Origin of the sequence: Amycolatopsis sp. NBRC 101858 (assembly GCF_030269325.1) — a bacterium.
GTDB lineage: Bacteria > Actinomycetota > Actinomycetes > Mycobacteriales > Pseudonocardiaceae > Amycolatopsis > Amycolatopsis ponsaeliensis.
The window spans coordinates 1-276 of the sequence record NZ_BSTD01000017.1 but is presented as its reverse complement, the minus strand read 5'-3'; the positions used below and the strand labels follow the sequence as shown (position 1 = coordinate 276).

Genomic DNA, 276 nt, shown 5'->3' with positions numbered 1-276 from the left:
TCGGCTGGTTGTAGAGATCCGCCACCCGCGAATGCACCCGCAGCACCGTCTGGGCGACGGAGAGTTCGTATTCGCGGGGTTGGGCGTCGTAGTCGACGAACGTGCCCGGCAGCATCGGCTCACCGTCATGCCCCGACGCCAGCGAGATTTCGGCTTCGCCGTGGTCGTTGCGGGCGGACGCGCCACCCGCGATGAACGCGTCCAAATGCGCCTGCAGAGTCTCCGACCGCGACAGGACATCCTCGAACACGTCCCGCGGCAGCGACAGGACGGTGC

General features: G+C 67.4%; 1 pseudogene. It reads right to left on the bottom strand.

The window, feature by feature from the left end:
* Positions 1–276: pseudogene (locus QSK39_RS52925) on the bottom strand (Crp/Fnr family transcriptional regulator); the annotation flags it as partial.